The following is a 21,468-nucleotide window of genomic DNA, read 5'->3' on the forward strand; positions in this document are numbered from 1 at the left end:
AAAGAATTTTGTATCAAAACCAAGAATTATTACGCACTTATAAAAAACAGTTATAATTATCCTCCTGAATAAAAAAATAAAAAAGTACAAGAAATGGTTGTCGAATTTATAATCTTCTTAATGATAGGCGCATTTGCGGGATTGCTAGCAGGTATATTTGGCGTGGGTGGTGGATCGTTAATTGTACCTGCATTAATTATAGTACTTAATCACTTTAATCATGGTGGAGAATGGATAAACCACATCGCCGTCGCCTCATCGCTTGCCACAATTATTGGCACCAGCTTATCATCAAGTTGGGTTCAGAATAAAAATCATAATATCCAATGGTCGATTCTAAAAAAGATGGTGCTAGGATGCATGATTGGCACGATGGGCGGATCGTATATGACACCTTATATTCCCGGTGTTTGGTTAAAATGGATTTTTATCGTTTTTCTTATCTACACCGGAAGTAAATTTATTCTCAAAAGCACCAATGTCGCCCAAAATCGAAACGCTGTATCATTTCATGACACGATTTATATCATTATTGGTGGACTAATTGGCGTGTTTGCAGCCCTAGTTGGTGTCGGTGGGGGTGTATTGGTGGTTCCTTTCTTAAAAAAATGCGGGGTAGATATACGTAAAGCGATTGGCACCTCTGCAGCATTTACCTTACCGGTAGCGCTTGGCGGAACGATTGGCTACATTATTGCAGGATGGAATATTGAAGAATTACCAGAATATAGTTTAGGCTTTGTCTATCTACCAGCAGTAATATCCATTATGATCACCAGTATACCCATGGCAAAAATGGGTGTTCAAATTGCACAACGATTATCGATAAATAAATTGATAAAATACTTTGGTATCTTTTTATTGCTAATAGCTATAAAGCTTATAATTTCGTGATTTGAAGCTTCAAAAACCCCGCTCCTCAACTTTTTTTTAAAATAAGGCAAAAATAAACCCGCCTAAGCGGGTGATTCAAGCGTCGATAAGCCACAAAATCCTTTTTATCGCATTGGTTGTGACTTCAAGTCTGCTATCAATTAATAACCTTTTTTCTATTCCAATTCCCTTAAAAATTAGGATGTAAAAAATAGTTAAGGTACAACACAAAGCATACCAGCTTTTGTATCATACATTCGCGCCACTTTTGCAAGACCTGTGCCTAAATGCACTACAATCGAATTGCTACCTAACTTATTACGAGTCACATACCAATCGTTGTAGAAATTGGCTCCAGAGTATAGGTACACAGTGCCCCACTCTGACAAGAGCCCTGCACCAATTCGTCGCTGAAAATGATTACCTGATGATGATGGGGTAGCACCTAAGCCATCAAAATTTGCATTAGTTAAATCACTTACCGTCACAACTTTATAACCTCCTATTTTTTTACACAACGCACTTAATTCATCCAGTTTATTAACCCCATCACCGTTATTAACAAACCACTTATTTAACACAAAACCATACTTAACAACTTCGTTACCTCGACTGTCACGACCAATTAACTCGAAGGTCTGGGGTAGAGTCGGCTTAGCTATACGATTAGGATTCTTAGAATGCCATTGAGATGGCGGAATTACTGGACCGGTTAATGTAACGCGTAGAGTGGTATTGTTTAAATAGTACATATTCGCGGTTATACCCTCTCGTGAAACAGGCGCCCATGACAGCGGACCCACACCACCAATATCCAAATCAAAGTACAAACCATGAGCACCCGTTGTAGGAAAATTTAAGTTATAAGATGATGGGGATGTTGACTGAATCCGAAAACCTTTATTACTGTCCCACAACCAATCTGGACCATTGTACTCTCTTCTCTCATGAACCACATTTGGCTTAACAAAACAAATCGCTGGCGGTAAATTAGGTTTAACATAATATGTTACATTTCCAGCACCATAGAAACGGCTATTCGGAACACCATAACGTGAACTCAATGTACTGAATGTATTACTTAATACAATTCGGTAGGGCGCATTACAAATATCCAGTACAGTATAACGTGAAACAGGTTGGTCGTTTTTATCAAAAATAGATAAATTTAAACTGCCTGTCGCAGAAATATCACCATCACCATCATCATCGCCCCAATAATTATATGGCCAACCGATAACGGTACTGAGCGCAACTGAATTGGTATTAGTTGGCACAAACATACTGATATCTGCAAAACTTTGCCCAACTATCGGTAGCACTATTGGAAAATTTGATGAGCTATTCGTTGACGGGGTATATCTCATTCCATTTGATAAAGTTATCCCTAGCAAACCGTCGGTATTAATTGCACGTGTGCGACCGCCATCAAATGTTAAATACGGAACATTACCATTAACAACATTTGATGTTTTAGATGTTAATGCATGGCCAGGAAAAGGATGAAAAGTAACCACTATTAACACTAAGAAGATTTGCCGGGATAATTTGGAACCACGAAAGAAGCATTGAAAAGCACTTCGCAATGAACAACGAAGCGCTCTTAAATTTTCGTGGATGAATAAACTGAAATGGAAAAATAAGCGTTGAATGCTTAAATTAAATGAATTTAAATGATAAATTGGCCTGTTTTGTCCATGTTTGAAATTATAATGCATAACTGCCATCCTTGCTGATTAATATTTTGATTTATATATCGTTTTACTCTTAACTGTTAAGTTTTATTCGTTTATCTAAAACAACTTAAAATGAGTTGGTACTGTAAAAATACGGCTCATTAAAAATAAATCAGCCTCTATTTATGCACTCCACAACATCACTTTTTTGACATATTTTTCACTCTTTGAGTTAACTATCCTTTTAACGAGTTAATATTATTTTTACTATCTCTAACACCCGCTCACTAAATTAAAAGCGAAGGTTTAAGAACTAATCTGAAATGCAAAGACCTTTAATTTCATTTCCATCACGAGCAGGAAGAAGGGTTAAACTTCCTTGAGCCGCGTACACGGAAACATTGGCACTATCATAAACGTCACTAGTCCAATAAAAATTATTGCTGAAATTAGCTCCAGTGTAGTAGCTCATCATCCCCCACTCGCTAAAGAATCCTGCAGCAACTCGTCGCTGATAATAATCTCCTGATGATGGAGGTGAAGCACTAGCCACTATCACATCTGAACGAACAGCATTAGTTAAATCTCTGACAAGGGGAATTCGATAACCGAGACTATTACACCAAGAGACTGTATTAGAATAAGAGTAATTATCAGTGCCACGGTTGACAAACCACTTCCTTAATGTAAATTCATATTTGGCAACTTCGTTACCTCGACTGTCACGAGCTACTAACTTAAATTCTTGCGGCAAAACAGGTTTAGCAATACGCCCAGGGTTATCAGAATTCCATTGAGATGATGTTGCAACTGGACCTGTTAATCTAACAACAGCTTCATCAATTGATAAACCGCTTATAGTAGCCGTAATACCACTATGCGAAACAGGTGCCCAAGACAATACTTCACTACTACCTTCAATATTTAGTTTAAAGGACAAATTATTAGCGCCAGTTGTAGGAAAATTTATAGCATTGACTCTAGCTGTTCGAGTAAAAAAACCTTTTTTAGGATCCCATAAAGAAGCAGGACCAGCATATTTATTTGTACCATTTCTCAAGTTAGGAGTAACTAAACAAATCTCTGGCGTTCTCTTAGGAGTTATATAATATGTCACATTACTAGCATTAAAATTACGACTGCGAGGAACACCATAATTTGTAGCCAATGTACCGTCTGTATTGCTTAGTTCAACCTTATAAGGTGCGTTACATATCGTTAATATAGTTTTACGAGATATAGGATTATTGTTTTTATCAAAAATAGATAAACTTATATTACCGGCTGCTGTAATATCATCATCACCATCATCATCACCCCAATAATTATAAGGGGGTTTGATCAGCGTACTTAAAGTGATTGAATAAGTATTAGTTGGTACAAACATACTAATATCGGCAAAACTTTGACCCACAACTGGTAGCTCAATTGGCGTTGTTGATGAATTATTAATTGAAGGTGTGTATTTAACTCCATTAGACAAAGATATCCCGAGCAAACCATCAGCGTTTACAATACGTGTACGCCCAGCATCTAAGGTTAAAAATGGAGAGTTACCATAGATAACATTCGATGTTGTAGATGTTAACGCATGGCCAGGAAAAGGATGAAAAGTAACCACCATTAACACTAAAAAGATTTGCCGGGATAATTTGGAACCACGAAATAAGCATTGAAAAGCACTTCGCAATGAGCGGCAAAGCGTTCTTAAATTTTCGCGGATGAATAAACTGATATGGAAAAATAAGCGTTGAATGCTTAAATTAAATAAATTTAAATAATAAATTGACCTGTGTTGTCCATGCTTGAAATTATAGTGCATAGCTGGCATCCTTGCTGATTAATATTCTAATTTATATATTTTTCTATGCTTACTCATTAACGTAACTAAGGTGAAACACAAATACCTGTGCCTCCAGCATTCGAATTAACAACCATGCCATCGACAGCGCTCACGACAAAAAATACAGATTGTTTACTACTATCATAGAGGTCACTAGTCCCGTACCAATGATTGATGAAATTAGCGCTGGCGTAAGTGGTCGTATCGCCCCATTCCGTAAACAGCCCGGCACCAATTCGACGCTGATAATGATTATTCAGTGACGGAGGCGTCGCACCAACTACCCCTTGACACAAATTGGGAGAAGAATCCGCACCCTGACAAGATGCATTAGTTAAATCTTTAACCTTAGGCATCCGATAACTAAGGCTATTACACCAAGATAATGTATTTGAATAATCGTAATAGCTGGTACCTCGATTGACGAACCACTGTTTTAACTCAAATCCATACTTAACGACTTCATTACCTTGACTGTCTCGTCCAATTAACTCGAAAATCTGAGGTAAAGTAGGTATAGCAATACTACCAGGGGAATTAGATGCCCATTGGGATGAACTGGCAACAGGACCGGTTAAGGTAACGCGCACGCTTGTACGTTTGGAATTGGTCATCGTCGCGGTAATACCACCATGCGAAACCGGTGCCCAGGACAATGCCTCATTAATACCACGAATATTTAAATCAAAGTACAGATTATTAGCACCGGTTGTAGGGAAATTTAAACCATAAGATGACGACTCAAAAGACTGAGGGAGGAAACCTTTATTAGGGTTCCATATCGAAGCTGGGCCGGCATATTCATCAAAACCATCATCCAATTCAGGTTTTGCAAAGCAGACCACCGGTACCGCCTTAGGGCTTACATAATAAGTGACTTTACTTTCACTAAAAGTACGACTTTGAGGAACGCCATAACGTGTAGTTAATGTGCCTTTTGTACTGCTTAATTTAACCTGATAAGGCGCATTACAAATCGTTAACACCGTGTCACGTGATACAGCTTGTTTGTTTCTATCCACGATAGATAAATGTAGACTACCCGTAGCTGTAATATCATCATCACCATCATCATCACCCCAATAATTATAAGGGAATTCAATGAGCTTACTCAATGTTATTGAATCAGTATTAGGTGGCACTAACATATTAATATCAGTAAAACTCTGACCTACATCAGGTAACTCTATTGGCGTTTTGGATGAAGTATTCGTTGATGGTGTATATTGCGTTCCATCTGATAAGGATATCCCTAGTAAATCGTCAGTGTTAACTACGCGTGTACGACCTCCATCGAAGGTTAAATACGGTTCACTGCCATGAATAATATTAGTTGTTTTAGAGGTTAATGCATGACTTGAAAAAGGGATCAAAAAAAACACCCCTAAAAAGATCGGCTGCGATAAATTGAATTGATAAAAGGATCGTTGAAATGATCCTAAAAAGGATCGCGCGAAAATTTTGGAAATTTCGCTGAATCTGGCGAAAAAATGAACTTTTGTGAAAAAAGAAGATTGAGTGCTTAACTTTAGCGAATTTAAATTAGAGGTTGGCCAAGTTGCCTGTTGCCTGTTGCCTGTTGAAAATTATAGAACATCTGCGACAATCCTGTCAAGTATATTTATGATTTATTTACTATTTTTCTAATTATTGTTTTAGCTATCCCGCTAAAATTATGTAAAAAGTATAGTGACTGAAAAAAACAGGTGCAATACTTTTTTTACTTTAGATCGTTAACTTTCGTAAAGATAATCATGAAAAAACATGATTAAAAAATAACTAACCATTGTTTTAATTAAAAATATAGCATTTACAAAACTTTAATAATTATAATTATTGATCCTGAAAAATTTTATCTTAGCATTTAGAATTAATGATGTTGATCATTAAATAGTTCTGAAGTGGAATTTAGAAGATCAAAAACCCTGTTGCTCAACTTTTTTTACGATAAAATACTTAAAAATAAACCCTGCCAAGTTATGGGATAAGCTGTTTATGTTGAACTGTAAAGCGAGATTTAGAACCCCAAAAACCCCGCTCCTCAACTTTTTAGATAGTTTATTAGGATTAATAAAAAAGGTCGCAACTGCGACCTTTTGCTTTTAAGGTTAATTTTATCTAGCTTGTTTAACGGCTAATCCCAATTGCCATACAGCCATTGCATAATGTGTGCTATGGTTGTAACGAGTGATGACGTAGAAGTTAGGTAGTCCATACCAAAATTGGTAATTATCACCCATGTCTAAACGTAATAAGCTGACTTCTTTATGACCGTCGATTGAGCTTTTTGGTTTTAATCCTGCTTTAGCTAGATGTTCAATTGTATATTTGGTGCTAAAGCCTGTATCGAGGTCGAGTGCTTGACCATCAGCAACCACTGCAACTTTTTTGTTTCGTTGCCAGCCGTGAGCTTTGAAATAGTTTGCTACACTTCCGATTGCATCAACTGGATCCCATAAGTCGGTATGACCGTCATGGTTGAAGTCGATAGCATGATTTCTAAAGGCTGATGGCATAAATTGTCCGTAGCCCATGGCTCCTGCAAATGATCCATTTAAATCAAACGGATCAACACCTTCATCACGACACATAATTAAGAAGTCTTCAAGTTCCTTAGCAAAGTATTGTGATCGTCTTGGGTAATAAAATGCTAGGGTTGATAATGCGTCGATAATTTTGGTTTTGCCCATTACTCTTCCCCACCCGGTTTCAACGCCTATAATTCCGACGATAATTTCAGGTGGTACACCGTACTCTTTGTAAGCACGTTGTAGATCTTTGTCATATTTATTCCAAAATTCGACACCTTTAGGTAAGTTACCTGGGGTGATAAATTTATTTTTATAACGAATCCATGCGCCATTAGGTACGTTTGACGTTCCTGATTTTGGCGCTTGTTTGTCCATTAAACCAATAACCCAATCAAGTTTGTTGGTTTGTTCTAAAACATTGCGAAGTTGTTGGCGATTAAAGCCATGTTTATTTACCATCATTGTGATAAATTTTTCTTTATCGACCGATAAAGGAGCACTATTGGCTTTTGGTTCTTCGTGCTGTTTTTCTAGATAAACGCCACCCTTTACATTCGAATGTCCTCGATGTTGCTGCATTGGCGATTTCGATGATCCCCCACTCGAACAAGCAGTGAGCCATAAAACCATCATGACACAAATAACGATACGTTGCATAAATCATCCATATTCATTTAGTTAAAAAACGGCGACATATTAAATTATTTATTGTTATTTAACAATATTTTGACACTCTTTCCCTGCTGCTATTTGCGCTATATTATTTAAGGTTGTGTCAGAGATATTTAATAGTGCTTCTTGGGTTAAAAACGCTTGATGACCAGTAAAAATCACGTTATGGCAGGCTGATAATCGACGGAATACGTCATCTAATATGACATCATTAGATTTATCTTCGAAAAATAGGTCTCGTTCGTTTTCATAAACATCCATACCTAGTGCACCGATTTTGGTCTGTTTTAACGCTTCAATTGCAGCGGTTGCATCCAATAAACCACCTCGGCTTGTGTTGATAATCATCACACCATTTTTCATTTTGTTGAATGACTCTTTATTTAGTAGATGATAATTTTCAGGAGACATTGGGCAATGTAAGGTGATAACATCTGATTTGGCATAGAGTTCGTCTAATTGAACATATTGTGCACCTAATTCAACAGCGATATCATTTGGATAAGGATCATAAGCAAGGATATTCATGCCAAATCCTTTTAAGATGCGGATCACTGCTTGACCAATTTTACCCGTTCCAATCACACCTGCTGTACGATTATGCATGTTAAAACCGGTTAAGCCGTCTAACGAGAAGTTAGCGTCGCGAGTACGTTGGTAAGCTTTGTGGGTTCTGCGGTTTAGTGTCATCATCAATGCAACCGCATGTTCAGCCACCGCTTCAGGAGAATAAGCTGGCACACGAACAACGGTGATCCCTAATTTTTTTGCTTCATCGAGATCAACATTATCAAAACCCGCACAGCGTAATGCTAAGATTTTAATACCATAATGGGCTAATTTTTGTAGAACTAATTTATCAACTTCGTCGTTAACAAATACACAAACAGCATCATAACCTTGCGCGGTGACAACCGTTTTATGGCTTAATTTATGCTCATAATATTCGATATCAAAACCAAAGTGTTTGTTGGCGATTTCGAGATGTTCTTTGTCGTAATGCTTACTGCTAAAAACAGCGACTTTGACTGTTTCTTTCATACTGCAATCCCCCTTATAGGCGTTTAATTAATGCATCTTTTAAGTTTTAGTGATGATTGAAACGCATTGTTTACTTGATATTTTTTGGCGAATGTTGATTAAATGCTTACTTTTGAAAGTTGAGTTAAAAATTAACCTGTATAGTAAAACGCTTTATGTTAGCTTTAGCAATTATTTTTTTTATTAATATGCTATGATAGCACTTTGCTATATAACTGACCGATAATGTTAACTAATGAATAAAAAACAAGTTTCTCTTCTTAGGACTATCTTTTCCACTAAAATGCTTATTTGTATTTTTACTGGTTTGGCTTCCGGTCTTCCTTTTTATTTGTTAATTCAACTTTTACCTGCTTGGTTAACCAGTGAAGGGCTGAATATAAAAGCTATTGGTGCATTTTCATTAACTCAACTGCCCTATATTTTTAAATTTGTTTGGGCGCCATTTATGGACAATATTTCACTGTTTGGGATGGGGCGTCGACGGGGATGGATGTTTCTGTCGCAAATAATATTGCTCTTTTTTATTGCAATATTGGGGTGCTTTTCACCGACTCTGAATATTTGGATTATTGCTACACTCTGTTTCATTATTGCGCTGTTTTCAGCCACGCAAGATATCGCTTTAGATGCATTTCGCCAAGAAATTCTTTCTGATACTGAACTTGGATTAGGGAACAGTATTCATATTAACGTTTATCGTCTTGCCAGTTTGGTGCCCGGTTCATTATCGCTAATCTTATCTCATTTTTTACCTTGGAGTAGCGTTTTTATGGTCACGGCGCTATTTATGTTGCCCGTGATAATTATTACCTTGTTGATAAAAGAGCCAATTAATAAACCAATACCAAAATCCCATAATTTTGAAGATATTATTATCAATCCTTTTTTAGAATTTATTAAAAGAAAAGGCGTTAAATCCGCGATGATCATTTTGGCCTTTATATTTTTATATAAGTTAGGCGATAGCATGGCGACATCGTTAGCGACTACTTTTTATATGAAAATGGGATTCAGCCTACCAGACATTGGTTTGATCGCTAAAAATGCGCAATTATGGCCAGGGATATTAGGCGGAATTATGGGCGGCATTTTGATGATAAAAATAGGGATTAATCGGGCTTTATGGTACTTTGGTTTTGTTCAAGTCTTTTCTATTTTAGGTTTTGCCTGGTTATCAATTGAAGGCCCTTTTAATGATATTGGTGTCAGTGAAAAAATAATGTTAGCGATAGTGATCAGTGTTGAATCCTTGGGGGTTGGTCTTGGTTCGGCAGCTTTTGTTGCTTTTATAGCCAAAACCACGAATCCATTATATACTGCAACACAGTTTGCGTTATTTAGCAGTATCGCTTCTATTCCTCGAACATTGATTAATTCAACAACAGGAATTATGGTTGAATATTTAGGATGGACCAACTTTTTTGGTTTATGTACGCTATTAGCAATACCCGGCATGGTGTTACTGTTGAAAGTGGCACCATGGAATAAGAAATCTTAGGAGACATTATGGACAAACTATCGTTAGCTTTGGAGTTTAGACATGCTTGTAAACGGTTTGATGAATCAAAAAAGATTAGTCATAGCGATGTTGAAATTATTTTAGACGCGGGTCGTTTATCGCCTTCTTCGTTTGGTTTTGAGCCTTGGCATTTTGTCGTTGTCGATAATGCAGATATCAAAGCTGAATTGCGTGCTGCTTGTTATGACCAAGAACAAGTTACTAGCTGTTCACATTTTGTGATTTTACTTTACCGTAAAGCGAATAATTTTACTTTGCAAAGTCCATATTTACGTCAAGCTATAGGAAGAACATTGCCAGATCAGAACGATCAAACGGCAATTGATAAAGCTAGCCAAGATTTTCTTAACTATATTGCTTATGGTTTACGAGAAGGTTTAAATGCTGATAGCTGGTCAGAAATGCAAGGTTATATTGCTGCTGCAAATATGATGACTACAGCGGCTTATCATGGCATAGATTCTTGTGCGCTTGGCGGATTCCAATATGATAAGGTAATTAATATTTTAGAAAAACATATTCCAACATTTAGTCGTGAGGTATTTGGTGTTGGGCTGTGTTTAGCGTTTGGTTATCGTATTGATGAGCAACCACCTCATATTCGTTGGTCACTTGAAGATGTCACCACTTTCTTATCTTAATTGCTATTAGTTTTATGTCGCCAACTGGCGGCATTAACTCTTTTTTTAACAATTATTCAGACGTGTTATTAAGCGTTTGCGCATCTGCTAATAGTGAATCTAAAATAAATTCAACACCCAATAATATATTTGCGATTTTTGGATCGTTAATATTCTGCTGAGTTGAGTTTAAAATTTCTTTTACCCACGTAATTTTAGCTGATTACATTTCCATTTTTTTGAATGGTGGCTTGTCGTATTTCGAGTGAAAGCGTTATCGCCTAATGATTAAAACAGTAATAATTAATTATTAAAACTTATGAAAACTTTAGATAAATAAAATCAATTTGTTAAAAACATAAGTTAATTTAACAATTTGAAAATATAAGGAAAAGTAACGTTACTCCGTGTTATTTATCACCTTCACCTATTGCTGTAATAAACATTTTTTTTACAAGAAAATAGTTGATAATGTTAGACTTATCATCTATAAATTGCGCTAATCATATTTTATTTAGCCAGAATAATAGGAAGGATACAAAATGAAAACCAAACATGCCCGTTTATTAATTTTAGGGTCAGGCCCTGCTGGCTATACCGCAGCGGTTTATGCCGCGCGAGCAAATCTCTCTCCAGTATTAATAACTGGCACTCAACAAGGTGGACAACTTACCACCACGACCGAGATCGAAAACTGGCCAGCGGCAAATCCAGAATTAACGGGTCCTGAACTTATGGTGAAAATGCAACAACATGCCGAACGATTTGATACCGAAATTATTATCGATCATATCGATAGCGTTGATTTTAGCCAAAAGCCATTCAAACTATTTGGTAGCGATACGGAATATAGTTGTGATGCGTTAATCATTGCAACTGGTGCCTCCGCACAATATCTCGGGTTGCCTTCTGAAGAAGCTTTTAAAAGTAAAGGTGTGTCAGCCTGTGCTACATGTGACGGTTTCTTTTATCGTAATCAGAAAGTGGCTGTTGTTGGTGGCGGTAATACTGCGATTGAAGAGACCCTTTACTTGGCTAATATTGCCAGTGAAGTCCATTTAATCCACCGTCGCGATAGTTTTAGGGCTGAAAAAATCTTAATGAATCGTTTAGCTGAAAAAGTGCAAGAAGGTAAAGTCATTTTGCATACTCATCAAATCGTCGATGAAATTCTTGGCGATAATATGGGCGTAACCGGTGTAAGATTACGAAGTACTATCGATTCTGATCTAACCGAAGAGTTATCAGTAATGGGGGTATTTATTGCTATTGGTCATAAACCCAATACCGCAATTTTTGAAGGCCAACTTGAACTTGATAATGGTTATATCAAGGTGAAATCAGGTACTGAAGGTAATGCAACACAAACTAGCGTAGAAGGAATTTTTGCTGCGGGCGATGTTATGGATCATATTTATCGACAAGCCATTACCTCGGCAGGAACAGGCTGTATGGCTGCGTTAGATGCTGAACATTATTTAGATAAATTAAAATGACACTAGATAAAAAACGTCAAAATTATTTACTTAGCTGGTTAAAACAGCACACAAAAATGCATAAACCAGATTTGCGTACTTCAGTTTTATTCGGTTTTTTGTTGAGTCTATTAATGATCGGCCAAGCTGCTTTATTGGCGATTATTTTGCAGAAGTTGATCATCGATCAGACTCCTTTTACCACCGTTTTCCCTTATTTTTTATCTTTAGTTGTCATCCTATTGGCGCGTGGCTTGCTTATTTACTTCCGTGAAAAGATTAATTTTGCTTTAGGCCAAAAAATCCGCCAACAAATTCGGCAAAAAATTATCGATCAGTTTGAATTGTTCGGCCCTGCATATTTAAGTCAAAGTACTACAGGAGCTTGGAGTACCTTAGTTATTGAGCAGGTTGATAATTTGCATGATTTTTTTGCTCGCTATTTACCGCAAATGCGCCTGGCAAGTATGGTGCCGATATTAATTTGTATTGCTATTTTCCCTTTTAACTGGGCCGCGGCCGTTATTTTGCTTTGTACTGCTCCGCTGATCCCTATTTTTATGATTTTAGTGGGAATGGGAGCCGCGGATATTAATCGTCGTCATTTTAAAGCACTCTCTTATTTAAGTGGGCACTTTTTAGATCGCCTTAAAGGGCTGAGTACTATTCGCTTATTTAATCAAGGCAAACAGCAAACCGAGCAAATTGCCAAGGCGTCTGAAGATTTTCGAATTAAAACGATGCAAGTATTAAAGATGGCGTTTTTGTCATCAGCGGTTTTGGAATTTTTTACGTCGATTTCGATTGCAATTGTGGCGGTCTATTTTGGTTTTTCGTATTTAGGGGAGTTTGATTTTGGTGCTTATAATGGCACAGTCACGTTATTTGCTGGTTTTTTTGCCTTGATTTTAGCACCTGAATATTTTCAACCGCTACGTGATTTGGGCGTCTATTATCATGCCAAAGCAGAAGCCATTGCCGCAGCTGATAATATTGAAACTTTTTTAAATAAAAAATTGCCACTTGATAGCGTTCAGAAAAAAAACGAGTCTAATCAATCAGCATCAACCATTCCTTCTGAAATAAATGTTTTAAAAACAATTGAAGCGAAAGATCTTATCGTGTTATCTAACGAAGGTCTGCCTATCGTTGGCCCGCTTAGCTTTTCATTACAAGCGCCATTTAAATTAGCGTTAATTGGTACTAGTGGTGAAGGTAAAAGTTCTATTATGCAAGTATTGCTTGGCTTTTTACCTTATCAGGGTTCACTAAAAATTAATGGGATTGAATTTAATCAGCTTGATTTAGTAAGTTGGCAACATCAAATCAGTTGGATTGGGCAAAATCCTTATTTGATTAATGGTTCGATTCGTGAAAATATTCTACTGGGTAAACCCATAGCGAGCGCCAATGAAATTGACGAGGTTATTGCAAAAGCGCAATTATCTGATGTTATCGATCAATTACCAGAAGGCGTCGATACCCAAGTTGGTGAAGATGCGGTTAGATTATCAGTTGGACAAGCTCAGCGCATCGCCCTTGCTAGAGCAATGCTGAAACCTTGCCAATTACTGATACTTGATGAACCGACCGCAAGTTTAGATAAGCAGACAGTTCAGCAGTTGGCACCCTATGATATTGCGACAAATAGTATCACTATCACTCATCAACATGATGATATGCATGAATTTGACCAAGTATGGAAATTGTCGAAAGGTCAACTTAACGCCATCAAGGAGAGCTTATGCTAGCGCTATTACGTCCCTATATTGCACTTTATAAGCACTACTTTTGGCAAATTGTTATTGGATTAGGTTTAGCTATTCTTACATTATTTGCCAGTGTTTTTTTACTTTCTTTATCTGGATGGTTTTTAGCTTCTACCGCGGTAGTCGGTGTGGCGGGTTTATATACGTTTAATTATATGTTACCTGCTGCGGGCGTAAGAGCGGCTGCCATTATGCGAACGGCATCCCGTTATGCTGAGCGCTTGGTTGATCACAATACCACCTTTAAAATATTAGCGTATTTAAGAACATTAGCATTTAAGAAGATTCTTCCTTTAAGCGCTAACCAATTATCCCAATATCAAAAAGCCGATCTTCTTAATCGTTTTATTGTGGATATTGATGCCCTTGATCATCTCTATCTAAAACTCTTTTCACCTATTGTAACGGCACTGGTAATTATTATGCTCTTGTTTGTCGGATTAAGTTATATCAACTTTCCTATTGCATTAATTATCAGCATGGTACTAACTACTACTCTACTTGCTATACCGGTGATCTTTTATTATGCAGGTAAACAATTAGGCGAAATACTGGCTAAACAGCAAAGTGAGTATCGCGCATTGTTGGTTAATTATCTACAAGGCCAAGCTGAACTGACTTTATTTAATGCGCAAGATCGTTATCGCTCAAAACTCGACAAACTTGAATCAGATTGGCTTTATCATCAACAAAAGCAGTCTACTTTAATGGCTCTCTCGAGCGCTCTTGTGGTATTAATTGCTGGCTTTTTGACTTTGTTAGTGCTTTGGCTTATCACTCAATATACATTATCGCCTTTAGTTGCCCTATTTGTGTTTGTCTGCCTTGCTAGTAGTGAAATTTTAGCACCAATCCCTACTGCATTTATCTTTTTAGGGCAAGTATTAGCGTCAGCCAAACGAACAACCGCTTTATTTGATCAAACACCAGATATCCAGTTTGTCGAGCAAGGCAGATCGATAGATTTGACTACCGCAAAACTGCGGTTTGAAGATGTTTGCTTTAGCTACCCAAATCAACCTTTTGCAGTTTTAAGCCATTTTTCATTAACAGTTGAAGCCGGTAAACATATTGGCTTAATTGGTAAAACCGGTTGTGGCAAATCCACATTACTTAATTTAGTCACGCGCGCGTGGGAACCCACTTCAGGTAATATCTTTATCAACGATATACCGATTAATCAACTTGACGAGCCAACTTTACGTCAGGCGATTGCTGTGGTTCCTCAAGTGATTACTATTTTTAGTGACTCGCTTAGACAAAATTTGTTAATCGGTAATCCAAACGCTTCTGATCAACAGTTAATGGATATTTTACATCAAGTTGGGCTTTCCAAATTGATCTCAACCGGTCAGGGTTTAGATTTGCCATTAGGGCAAGGAGGACGATCATTATCAGGTGGTGAAACTCGACGTATCGGTATTGCTCGGGCATTACTACATAATTCACCATTAATGTTGATGGATGAGCCTACCGAAAGTCTTGACCAACAAACTGAACTGCAGATAATTGAACTTATCAAAAACTACGATAAAACTTTGCTGATGGTTACACATAGATTAACGGATAATCCATTGTTTGATCAGGTGGTTGAGTTGTAAGATTTGGGGTGTCAAAAACCCCGTTCCTCAACTTTTTTTATTTTAAAAAGTGCGCTCCTCACTTTTTTTGATTTGTACTGGTTCAGATGTGCTATTTTCAAGGCGATTTTGAAAAAATATGCTATACTAGCGCTTTATGTATATTAGTAGAGAGTATATTTTGCAACAATCATTACAAGACTTTATTATTGATAAAATTGATGATTTAAAAGGCAAGGATATTGTTACCCTTGATGTGCGTGGTAAGTCAAGTATCACCGACTATATGATTATTTGTACTGGAACTTCAAATCGTCATGTTTCGTCAATTGCAGGGCATCTACTTGATGAAGCTAAAAAGCAAGGACATGTGGTATTAGGCAGTGAAGGCCAAAATGATGCGGATTGGGTAGTCGTTGATATGGATTCGGTGATCGTTCATATAATGCAAGAAGAGAGCCGACAATTATACGAACTCGAGAAGCTTTGGAGTTAGTTACGTGAAACTACAGCTTATTGCTGTTGGCAACAAGATGCCAAATTGGGTAACCACCGCTTTTGATGATTACCAATCTCGATTCCCCAAAGATATGCCTTTAGAACTCATTGAAATCCCCGCAGGAAAACGGACTAAAAATGCCGATATTGCGCGTATTTTAGATAAAGAAGGTGAGCAGATGCTGGCTTCTTGTAGTAAAGGTAATCGCATCGTGACGCTAGATATTCCCGGTAAACCTTATACCACTCATGATTTAGCTAAGCAACTTGAACGTTGGAAAGCAGATGGGCGTGATGTTAGTTTGTTAATTGGTGGACCTGAGGGGCTGTCTCCCGCTTGTAAGGCTGCTGCTGAGCAAAGTTGGTCGCTATCACCTTTAACGCTACCACATCCACTAGTTAGAGTGATTGTATCTGAAAGCCTTTACCGTGCTTGGAGTTTAACGGCTAATCATCCTTATCATCGTGAATAGGTTGGGTATTTGAATGAATATTTTAGATTTGCAAATTGCCACCGAGCAGCAAGATAATCTGCCAAGTGAGCAACAAATTATGCAGTGGTTAGAGGTAATTTTACCGCAGTTTGTGGAGAATGCTGAAATCACTATTCGGATTGTCGATAAGGAAGAGAGTCAACACCTTAATCATACTTATCGCAATAAAGATAAGCCAACCAATGTTTTATCGTTTCCGTTTGAATCGCCGGTTGAAATTGATGTTCCATTACTTGGCGATTTGGTGATTTGTAAGCAAGTGGTTGAAGCTGAAGCAATTGAGCAACATAAGTCGTTAACATCACATTGGGCGCATATGATTGTTCATGGCTGTTTGCATTTATTAGGATATGATCATATCCTTGACGAAGAAGCCGAAGAAATGGAAAATATCGAAATCGATATAATGGCACAGTTAGGATTTGATAATCCTTATTTATTAATTGATTAGATGACTAATTTTTAATAGTCTGTTTAATATAAAATTATAACTCAAAATACATTTGATATATGAAAGGAAGAGAGCAAATGAGTGATGATAATCACCGGAGACCCAAAAAAGGGTTTACATTATGGTTAAGTCAATTATTCAATTCAGAACCAAAAGATAAAGATGAACTTATTGAAGTGATTCGTGAAGCTGAAGAAAACGAACTTATTGATCCAGATACCCTTGATATGATCGAAGGTGTAATGGATATAGCTGATCAGCGCGTTCGCGATATCATGATCCCCCGCTCTCAAATTGTAACAATCAAAGATAATTTTTCCCTTGATGAATGTTTAGATATTATTTCTGAACACGGCCATTCACGCTACCCGGTTATTAGTGAAGATAGAGACCATATTGAGGGAGTACTTTTAGCTAAGGATTTACTTATTTATATTCGACAAGGTGTTAATGATTTTGACTTGAAGAAGATCCTTAGACCGACTGTTGTTGTTCCTGAAAGTAAACGCGTTGATCATATGTTAAAAGAGTTTCGTATGCAGCGCTATCATATGGCGATGGCCATTGATGAGTTTGGTGGCGTTTCAGGTTTAGTGACTATCGAGGATATTTTAGAACTTATTGTTGGCGATATTGAGGATGAATACGATGAGGTTGAAGATCGGAATATTCGTCGTTTATCACCAACTATGTACTCCGTTCGTGCGCTTACGCCTGTTGAAGATTTTAATGAGATCTTTGGCACCTCATTTAGTGATGAGGAGGTGGATACTATCGGCGGTTTGGTGATGCAACATTTTGGGCGTTTACCAATTCGTGGCGAGACGATTACTATTGATGGCTATCAATTTAAGGTAACCATTGTTGACCGTAGACGAATTATTCAATTGCATGTCACAATCCCTGAAGATGCAGTTGTTCCTAATTTAGAGCAAAATGCTTAAGCATATTCTATTGAGCCTTTTTTTAGGCGCCATTGCCGTATTTAGTTACGCGCCCTTCCATTTTTGGCCGATTGCCTTTGTGTCTTTTGCTGGGCTTTTATGGTTAGTTGCTGATAAAACAAAAAAGCAAGCTATGCTAGTTGGCTTTAGTTGGGGTGTAGGCTACTTTTTAGCTGGTGTTCACTGGGTTTATATCAGTATTAAACAATATGGCGAAGTGCCAACGTCAGTTGCGATTATTATTTTGGGTCTGTTAGTTAGCTATTTAGCGCTCTATCCAATGCTATTTGCTTGGTTATTGAGAGCCTGTGACCGTTTTGCAACTAAGTGTTCAATGAAACAATTGGTTTTACTGGCACCAATTTTGTGGCAAGTTACCGAATTTTTACGAGGCTATATTTTAACAGGATTCGCTTGGTTAGAATTAGGTTATAGTCAACTTGATAGCCCTTTACGAAATTATTTCCCGATCGTTGGAATTAATGGGGTAACGTTACTCTTTACTATATGCTGTGGATTGGGTGTTTATTATTTGTACCATGTCAAGCAATCAGCCTTTATAAAGCACACATTTGGTGCAATTGTCGCACTATTTGCGATCATTTTTGCACCAGTTTCACTCAATTCAATTAATTGGACAACCATTGATCATTCCCGGACAGCTAATTTCAGCTTAATTCAAGGAAATATTTTACAATCACTACGTTGGAGCAGAGAGCAGTTAGATAACACTTTACAAACCTACGCTTCATTAACCGAAAAGAATTTCGGTAAAGATAAAATTATTATTTGGTCAGAAGCCAGTGTTACTGATTACGAGATAAATCAGCAACCTTATTTACAGTTTTTAGATAATGAAGCCCGAGCAAATGGTAGTGAAATTGCAGTCGGTATTATTGATTATCGTATCGGAGATAATGATGCAAATCCAGATATTTACAATACGTTACTGGTTTTAGGCGAAAATATGCCATATCAATATCCTAATGTTAATCGATATCAAAAACATCATTTGGTGCCTTTTGGCGAATTTACCCCTTTTAGATTTTTATTAGATCCTATTGCCGATCTCCTTGATATTCCTATGTCGTCAATGCAAGAGGGAGCAGAAAAACAACCTCAGCTTACAATGAAGGGATTTAAGTTTACTACTGCAATTTGTTATGAGGTGATTTTATCGAATTTGATGTGGAAGAATTTTGCACCTGATACAGATTTTTTATTGACCGTTTCAAATGATGCTTGGTTTGGTGATAGTATTGGGCCAAAACAACATTTGCAAATGGCGCAAGCTAGAGCGTTAGAGTTTGGTCGACCAATGATTCGTAGTACCAATACCGGTATTACAGCAATTATTGACCATCATGGTTATATTATTGAGCAATTACCGCAATTTCAAACCAATGTTTTAAATTATACGTTGTCACCAACTGTTGGTTTGACTCCTTATGCTAGATTTGGCGATCTAGCTTATTATCTTATTCTTTCTTTGCTATTTATTTTGGTTTTTGTAAAAAAACGTCGATAATCAATTTTTTGGCATAAATATTGCTTGTATATTATTGAAATTCAAAAAATTGTCTGAGTTAAATTTTTGTGAAAATCTAGATAAACCTAGGTTGTAGCTTGTCCTTTTAATCGATAAATATACAGTAAAAAGTACTTTTATGATGAAAAATAAGTTATAATATACGCCCTTTGTAAAAATATTAAATTTATTTAATATGATACAAATTAAACAGTAGGAGATGAGTATGAACAAAAAGACAAAATTAACCAAATTAGTGTTATCATTAGCAATGCTTGGACTAATGAGTGGTGCCGCTGTTGCTGAAGAATTAAGTGGTACATTAGCCAAAATTAAAGATAGTGGTGTGATTGTTGTTGGTCATCGTGAATCTTCTATTCCATTTTCCTACTATGGTGAAAAACAAGAAGTTATTGGCTATTCACAAGATTATTCTAATTTAATTGTCGATGCAGTTAAAAAAGAGTTGAATATGCCAGATCTTAAAGTTAAATATTTACCGGTTACTTCTAAAACGCGTATTCAATTACTTAATAACTATACTTATGATTTTGAATGCGGTTCTACTACTAACAATCTTGAGCGCCAAAAGACAGTAAGCTTTTCTGATAGCATTTTTATTGTTGGTACTCGATTCTTAGTGAAAGCAGACAGCAATATTAATAGTATCGAAGATTTAAAAGGTAAAAATGTGGTAACTACTGCGGGTACTACCTCTGAAGTCCGATTAAATCAAATTAATAATAAAGATAATTTAGGTATTCGTATTATTACGCCTAAAGATCATGGTGATGCATTTAATGCCCTTGAAACAGGTCGTGCTGCTGCATTTTTAATGGATGATGCACTTTTAGCTGGTGAACGTTCACGCGCTATCAATCCAGCTGAATGGAAAATTGTTGGCGAGCCATTATCTTACGAATCCTATGGTTGTATGTTAAGAAAAGGCGATACCCAATTTAAACAATTGATGGATAAAGCTATTGCTGATGCACAAAAATCTGGTAAAGCATTAGAGTCTTATAACAAATGGTTTACTCAACCAGTTCCACCTAAAGGTGCGAATATGGCTCTTGAAATTTCACCTAAAATGGTTGAGCTTTTTGCAAATCCAAATGATAAAGCATTAGATTAATACTTTTCATATCTTTCTAATCCAATGTACTAAATGTTTTTGCATTTAGTACATAATCTAATTTAGTGAAATAAATATATTATGAGTTTCAATTGGACACTATTTTTTGAATCCACCCCTTATGGTGATGGAATTTACTTAAACTGGCTTTTTGACGGTATTATCGTTACCGTTTCATTAGCAGTAACAGCTTGGATTATTGCATTCATACTAGGATCACTAGTAGGGATTTGCAGAACTTTAGAAAATAAATTTCTAAATAGCTTTGCTGCCGGTTATATCCAGCTTTTCCGTAATATCCCATTACTTGTTCAGATGTTTTTATGGTATATGCTTTTTCCAGAAATTTTATCTGGTAGCTTAAAAACATGGTTTATTTCTGGCATTTCTCCTAATGTCAGCGCATTTATTACTGCGGCAATCGCTTTAGGTTTGTTTACTTCTGCACGTATTGCAGAACAAGTTAGAACAGGTATTCAAACTCTACCTAAAGGCCAACGTTATGCGGCAATTGCGCTCGGTTTAACCAATCGACAAGCTTATATGTATGTTTTATTACCTAATGCTTATCGTCGTATTATTCCACCATTAACATCTGAAATGACCAACATCATTAAAAACTCATCAGTGGCTTCGACCATTGGGCTTATTGATTTGATCGGTCAAATCGATCGTATTAATGATGCAACTAATAGTATTATTGAAATATTATGTGGCGTTACCATTGCGTTTATGTTGATAAACTATGCTGTGTTAACGATTATGCGTTTTGTTGAAAAACATACACGCTTACCTAATATGAGTCATGGAGGTTAA

18 protein-coding genes are annotated in these 21,468 nt (G+C 36.8%); 13 read left to right on the forward strand and 5 right to left on the reverse strand.

Annotated elements, in window-relative coordinates:
- Positions 1 to 93 precede the first annotated feature (93 nt).
- Entirely contained in the window at positions 94 to 894 is an 801-nt protein-coding gene (locus J3U18_RS01295) for a sulfite exporter TauE/SafE family protein (RefSeq protein WP_220224990.1), read from the forward strand.
- Positions 895 to 1,088: 194 nt separating this feature from the next.
- Here the strand turns inward: J3U18_RS01295 and J3U18_RS01300 are convergent, their stop codons facing one another.
- The 5 genes from J3U18_RS01300 to J3U18_RS01320 all read right to left on the reverse strand — a co-directional run bounded on the left by J3U18_RS01300 (position 1,089) and on the right by J3U18_RS01320 (position 8,636).
- A complete protein-coding gene (locus tag J3U18_RS01300; protein WP_267352723.1) occupies positions 1,089 to 2,591 on the reverse strand; it encodes a hypothetical protein in 1,503 nt (500 codons plus the stop codon).
- Between the two features lie 271 nt (positions 2,592 to 2,862).
- Positions 2,863 to 4,371, reverse strand: a complete 1,509-nt coding sequence (locus tag J3U18_RS01305) for a hypothetical protein (protein ID WP_267352724.1) — start codon at positions 4,369 to 4,371, stop codon at positions 2,863 to 2,865.
- 65 nt (positions 4,372 to 4,436) lie between these two features.
- Positions 4,437 to 5,765, reverse strand: coding sequence for a hypothetical protein (locus tag J3U18_RS01310; protein ID WP_267352725.1), 1,329 nt, complete (start codon positions 5,763 to 5,765; stop codon positions 4,437 to 4,439).
- 741 nt (positions 5,766 to 6,506) lie between these two features.
- Positions 6,507 to 7,580 carry a lytic murein transglycosylase B gene (gene mltB, locus J3U18_RS01315; RefSeq protein WP_267336805.1) on the reverse strand — a complete coding sequence of 358 codons (1,074 nt, stop codon included), beginning with the start codon at positions 7,578 to 7,580 and terminating at the stop codon, positions 6,507 to 6,509.
- A 54-nt stretch (positions 7,581 to 7,634) separates the two neighbouring features.
- The gene (locus J3U18_RS01320; protein WP_065562123.1) at positions 7,635 to 8,636 is read right to left on the reverse strand and encodes a 2-hydroxyacid dehydrogenase; all 1,002 of its coding nucleotides are present in this window, start codon (positions 8,634 to 8,636) and stop codon (positions 7,635 to 7,637) included.
- Between the two features lie 235 nt (positions 8,637 to 8,871).
- Between J3U18_RS01320 and J3U18_RS01325 the strand changes: the two genes are divergently transcribed.
- The 12 genes from J3U18_RS01325 to J3U18_RS01380 all read left to right on the forward strand — a co-directional run bounded on the left by J3U18_RS01325 (position 8,872) and on the right by J3U18_RS01380 (position 21,468).
- Positions 8,872 to 10,137 (forward strand): AmpG family muropeptide MFS transporter, encoded by a 1,266-nt coding sequence (locus tag J3U18_RS01325; protein ID WP_220224995.1) that lies wholly within the window; start codon positions 8,872 to 8,874, stop codon positions 10,135 to 10,137.
- A gap of 8 nt (positions 10,138 to 10,145) precedes the next feature.
- Positions 10,146 to 10,799, forward strand: a complete 654-nt coding sequence (locus tag J3U18_RS01330; protein ID WP_065734349.1) for an NAD(P)H-dependent oxidoreductase — start codon at positions 10,146 to 10,148, stop codon at positions 10,797 to 10,799.
- A 521-nt stretch (positions 10,800 to 11,320) separates the two neighbouring features.
- Positions 11,321 to 12,274: a thioredoxin-disulfide reductase gene (gene trxB, locus J3U18_RS01335; RefSeq protein ID WP_220224997.1), complete on the forward strand. Its 954-nt coding sequence runs from the start codon at positions 11,321 to 11,323 to the stop codon at positions 12,272 to 12,274.
- Positions 12,271 to 14,004, forward strand: a complete 1,734-nt coding sequence (cydD, locus tag J3U18_RS01340) for a heme ABC transporter permease/ATP-binding protein CydD (protein ID WP_267352726.1) — start codon at positions 12,271 to 12,273, stop codon at positions 14,002 to 14,004. Before trxB ends, cydD begins: the two co-directional genes overlap by 4 nt.
- A complete protein-coding gene (gene cydC / locus J3U18_RS01345; protein ID WP_267352727.1) occupies positions 13,998 to 15,623 on the forward strand; it encodes a heme ABC transporter ATP-binding protein/permease CydC in 1,626 nt (541 codons plus the stop codon). Before cydD ends, cydC begins: the two co-directional genes overlap by 7 nt.
- 157 nt (positions 15,624 to 15,780) lie before the next feature.
- Positions 15,781 to 16,098 (forward strand): ribosome silencing factor, encoded by a 318-nt coding sequence (gene rsfS / locus J3U18_RS01350; protein ID WP_065734345.1) that lies wholly within the window; start codon positions 15,781 to 15,783, stop codon positions 16,096 to 16,098.
- Between the two features lie 4 nt (positions 16,099 to 16,102).
- Positions 16,103 to 16,573, forward strand: a complete 471-nt coding sequence (rlmH, locus tag J3U18_RS01355; protein WP_220225000.1) for a 23S rRNA (pseudouridine(1915)-N(3))-methyltransferase RlmH — start codon at positions 16,103 to 16,105, stop codon at positions 16,571 to 16,573.
- A 13-nt stretch (positions 16,574 to 16,586) separates the two neighbouring features.
- Positions 16,587 to 17,045 carry an rRNA maturation RNase YbeY gene (gene ybeY, locus J3U18_RS01360; protein WP_065562131.1) on the forward strand — a complete coding sequence of 153 codons (459 nt, stop codon included), beginning with the start codon at positions 16,587 to 16,589 and terminating at the stop codon, positions 17,043 to 17,045.
- A 77-nt stretch (positions 17,046 to 17,122) separates the two neighbouring features.
- Complete coding sequence (gene corC, locus J3U18_RS01365) at positions 17,123 to 17,989, forward strand: CNNM family magnesium/cobalt transport protein CorC (protein ID WP_267352728.1); 867 nt, start codon at positions 17,123 to 17,125, stop codon at positions 17,987 to 17,989.
- A 10-nt stretch (positions 17,990 to 17,999) separates the two neighbouring features.
- A complete protein-coding gene (gene lnt / locus J3U18_RS01370) occupies positions 18,000 to 19,517 on the forward strand; it encodes an apolipoprotein N-acyltransferase (protein WP_267352729.1) in 1,518 nt (505 codons plus the stop codon).
- A gap of 226 nt (positions 19,518 to 19,743) precedes the next feature.
- Entirely contained in the window at positions 19,744 to 20,652 is a 909-nt protein-coding gene (locus tag J3U18_RS01375) for a glutamate/aspartate ABC transporter substrate-binding protein (RefSeq protein ID WP_065562134.1), read from the forward strand.
- An 81-nt stretch (positions 20,653 to 20,733) separates the two neighbouring features.
- Positions 20,734 to 21,468: an amino acid ABC transporter permease gene (locus tag J3U18_RS01380; RefSeq protein ID WP_065734340.1), complete on the forward strand. Its 735-nt coding sequence runs from the start codon at positions 20,734 to 20,736 to the stop codon at positions 21,466 to 21,468.

This window comes from Gilliamella sp. B3482, assembly GCF_026536805.1.
In the GTDB taxonomy this organism is placed as follows: Bacteria; Pseudomonadota; Gammaproteobacteria; order Enterobacterales; family Orbaceae; genus Gilliamella; species Gilliamella apicola_E.

Excerpts from the sequence above, each read along its gene's own strand:
- cydD (WP_267352726.1), top strand. The coding sequence starts at position 12,271 with ATGACACTAGATAAAAAACGTCAAAATTATTTACTTAGCTGGTTAAAA.
- J3U18_RS01320 (WP_065562123.1), bottom strand. The coding sequence starts at position 8,636 with ATGAAAGAAACAGTCAAAGTCGCTGTTTTTAGCAGTAAGCATTACGAC.
- J3U18_RS01300 (WP_267352723.1), bottom strand. The coding sequence starts at position 2,591 with ATGCATTATAATTTCAAACATGGACAAAACAGGCCAATTTATCATTTA.
- J3U18_RS01295 (WP_220224990.1), top strand. The coding sequence starts at position 94 with ATGGTTGTCGAATTTATAATCTTCTTAATGATAGGCGCATTTGCGGGA.
- J3U18_RS01325 (WP_220224995.1), top strand. The coding sequence starts at position 8,872 with ATGAATAAAAAACAAGTTTCTCTTCTTAGGACTATCTTTTCCACTAAA.
- J3U18_RS01380 (WP_065734340.1), top strand. The coding sequence starts at position 20,734 with ATGAGTTTCAATTGGACACTATTTTTTGAATCCACCCCTTATGGTGAT.
- J3U18_RS01330 (WP_065734349.1), top strand. The coding sequence starts at position 10,146 with ATGGACAAACTATCGTTAGCTTTGGAGTTTAGACATGCTTGTAAACGG.
- J3U18_RS01305 (WP_267352724.1), bottom strand. The coding sequence starts at position 4,371 with ATGCACTATAATTTCAAGCATGGACAACACAGGTCAATTTATTATTTA.
- cydC (WP_267352727.1), top strand. The coding sequence starts at position 13,998 with ATGCTAGCGCTATTACGTCCCTATATTGCACTTTATAAGCACTACTTT.
- trxB (WP_220224997.1), top strand. The coding sequence starts at position 11,321 with ATGAAAACCAAACATGCCCGTTTATTAATTTTAGGGTCAGGCCCTGCT.
- mltB (WP_267336805.1), bottom strand. The coding sequence starts at position 7,580 with ATGCAACGTATCGTTATTTGTGTCATGATGGTTTTATGGCTCACTGCT.
- J3U18_RS01375 (WP_065562134.1), top strand. The coding sequence starts at position 19,744 with ATGAACAAAAAGACAAAATTAACCAAATTAGTGTTATCATTAGCAATG.
- ybeY (WP_065562131.1), top strand. The coding sequence starts at position 16,587 with ATGAATATTTTAGATTTGCAAATTGCCACCGAGCAGCAAGATAATCTG.
- corC (WP_267352728.1), top strand. The coding sequence starts at position 17,123 with ATGAGTGATGATAATCACCGGAGACCCAAAAAAGGGTTTACATTATGG.